This window comes from Planomonospora algeriensis (genome assembly GCF_977012225.1).
Genome location: NZ_CDRNDK010000444.1, coordinates 2,821 through 5,080, shown reverse-complemented (window position 1 = coordinate 5,080; position 2,260 = coordinate 2,821). Strand labels below are relative to the sequence as shown.

Here is a 2,260-nt window from a genome sequence, read left to right as displayed (position 1 = left end):
CCCGCCGCCGGTCGAGCGGCGCGCGAGCGCGAGCGGGCACGCGGCCGAGACGTCGGAGCCGCGCTCCTACAGCGGCGACCACATCGACTTCTCCGGCGGCACCTTCCACGCCCCCGTCACCGGCAAATCCGTCACCGGCCCCGCGGTCCCGCCCGCTGCGCCGGCCTCCGGCGAGGAGAGTGACGATGCCCAGTGACGGCGACCACATCGACTTCTCCGGCGGCACCTTCCACGACAAGGTGGTCGGCAAGGAAGAGCACCACCACCACTATCCGCCGCCGCCGAAGCCCGGGCAGATCATCGAAGGCGATATCCCGCAGCCGCCCAAGGTCTTCCAGCCCCGCCCCGCCCTGCTGGAAGAACTGGACGAGGTGCTGCGCCCGCAGGCCGACACCGGCGGCGCGGTGGCCATCTGCGCCATGGCCGGCACCCCCGGAGTCGGCAAAAGCGTGCTGGCCGCCTCCTACGCCTGGGCCTGCCAGCACGCGAACTGGCCGATCGTGGCCTGGATCCCCGCCGCCGGCGAGGAGCAGATCCTCACCGGCCTGGGCGCCCTGGCGACCGGCTGGGCCTCCGCCGTAGCGAGGACGACGCGGCCGCGGTCGCGCTCCGGGTCAAAACCCACCTGGCCGCCACGCGTGAGCCGGCGCTGGTGGTCTTCGACAACGCCCTCGAGGTGGAGACGGTGCGGCGCTGGTGCCCGTCCACCGGCGCCACCCGCGTCATCATCACCTCCCGCAACCACGCCTTCACCCGCGCCTACCATCTGGTCGAGGTGCACGCGTTCACCCCGCGGCAGGCGACGGCCTTCCTGGCCGGCTACACCGGCATCCGCGACGATGACGACGGCGCCGCCGAAGTCGCCGCCGAGCTGGGATGCCTGCCACTGGCGCTGGCCCAGGCCGCGGCCGTCATCACCCGCCGCCGCATCACCTACGCCGCCTACCTGGACCTGCTGCGCGCCTTCCCACTGCAGCGCTACCTGCCGCGCCTGGACGGCGATCCGTACCCGACCGGCACGGCGCAGGCGATCCTACTGTCGATCACCCAGGCCGAGGAGTCCACCCCGGAGATCCGGGACCTGCTGGAGGTGCTGGCGGTCCTGTCGCCGGCCGGTATCCCGCGCACGATCCTGTACGGCAGGGCCGTCGACGGATCCGCACCGGACACGGCCACGATCGACGTGACCGATGAGACGCTGGCCGATCTGGCCGAGGCCTCGCTGATCAGCTTCAGCGAGGACGGCACCTCGGTGCTGATGCACCGCCTCATCCAGCGGGTACTGCGCGAACGCGCGCCCACGAGGACCGCCTCGTCCAAGCCCTGGAGACAGCCGACGGTCTGCTGGGCGCCTACAACGCCATCCTCCCGGACGGGATCGCGACCTGGGGGCCCGGGCGGAGGTGGAGGTGCTGCACGAGCAGACCAGCACGGTGTATGCCCTCGCCTGCCGCATCGGCGCTCTGACCCCCGTTCTCCTTGAACTGCGGGTCTGGTGCGGCCGGTATCTGTTCGACTTGGCTGACTTGGCCCGCGCGATCGAGGTGCTGGAGCAGACTCTCACTGACACCGAGCGCGTGCTGGGTCCCGACCACCCCACCAACCAGGCCTGCCGCAACAACCTTGCCGGCGCCTACCATGCGACCGGAGACCTGGACCGGGCCATCCCCCTGTACGAGCAGACCCTCATCGATCGCCAGCGGGTGCTGGGTCCCGAGCATCCCGACACCTTGGCCTCCCAGGGAAACCTCGCCGGCGCCTACGAATCGGCTGGAGATCTTCCCCGGGCCATCCCCCTGTACGAGCAGACCCTCACCGCCTTCGAGTGGGTGCTGGGTCCCGACCACCCCACCACTCTGACCTCCCGCAACAACCTCGCCTACGCCTACCATACGGCCGAAGACCTGGACCGGGCCATCCCCCTGTACGAGCAGACCCTCACCGCCTGCGAGCAGGTGCTGGGTCCCGACCACCCCGATACCCTGGCCTCCCGTAATAACCTTGCTGGCGCCTATAAATCGGCCGGAGACCTGTCCCGGTCCATCTCTCTACTGAAGCAGACCCTCACCGCCTTCGAGTGGGTGCTGGGTCCCGACCACCCCACCACTCTGACCTCCCGCAACAACCTCGCCTACGCCTACCATGCGGCCGAAGACCTGGACCGGGCCATCCCCTTGTACGAGCAGACCCTCACCGATCGCCAGCGGGTGCTGGGCTCCGACCATCTCTCCACCTTGGCCTCCCAGGACAACCTCGCCAG

The 2,260-nt window shown here is 70.3% G+C and carries 4 protein-coding genes; 3 read left to right on the top strand and 1 reads right to left on the bottom strand.

Features of this window, described 5'->3' with window-relative positions; translation table 11 throughout:
- Positions 1-196 (top strand): hypothetical protein (locus ACWJ6R_RS29840; protein WP_449065418.1); only part of this gene is annotated, 196 nt, incomplete at its 5' end.
- A 267-nt stretch (positions 197-463) separates the two neighbouring features.
- Here ACWJ6R_RS29840 and ACWJ6R_RS29835 read toward each other — a convergent pair.
- Positions 464-625, bottom strand: coding sequence for a hypothetical protein (locus ACWJ6R_RS29835; RefSeq protein ID WP_449065417.1), 162 nt, complete (start codon positions 623-625; stop codon positions 464-466).
- A gap of 27 nt (positions 626-652) precedes the next feature.
- Between ACWJ6R_RS29835 and ACWJ6R_RS29830 the strand changes: the two genes are divergently transcribed.
- Both ACWJ6R_RS29830 and ACWJ6R_RS29825 read left to right on the top strand, forming a co-directional pair.
- Entirely contained in the window at positions 653-1,483 is an 831-nt protein-coding gene (locus tag ACWJ6R_RS29830) for a DUF7779 domain-containing protein (RefSeq protein WP_449065416.1), read from the top strand.
- A partial coding sequence (locus tag ACWJ6R_RS29825) for a tetratricopeptide repeat protein (RefSeq protein WP_449065415.1) occupies positions 1,410-2,260 on the top strand: 851 nt, incomplete at its 3' end. The genes ACWJ6R_RS29830 and ACWJ6R_RS29825, both read left to right, overlap by 74 nt.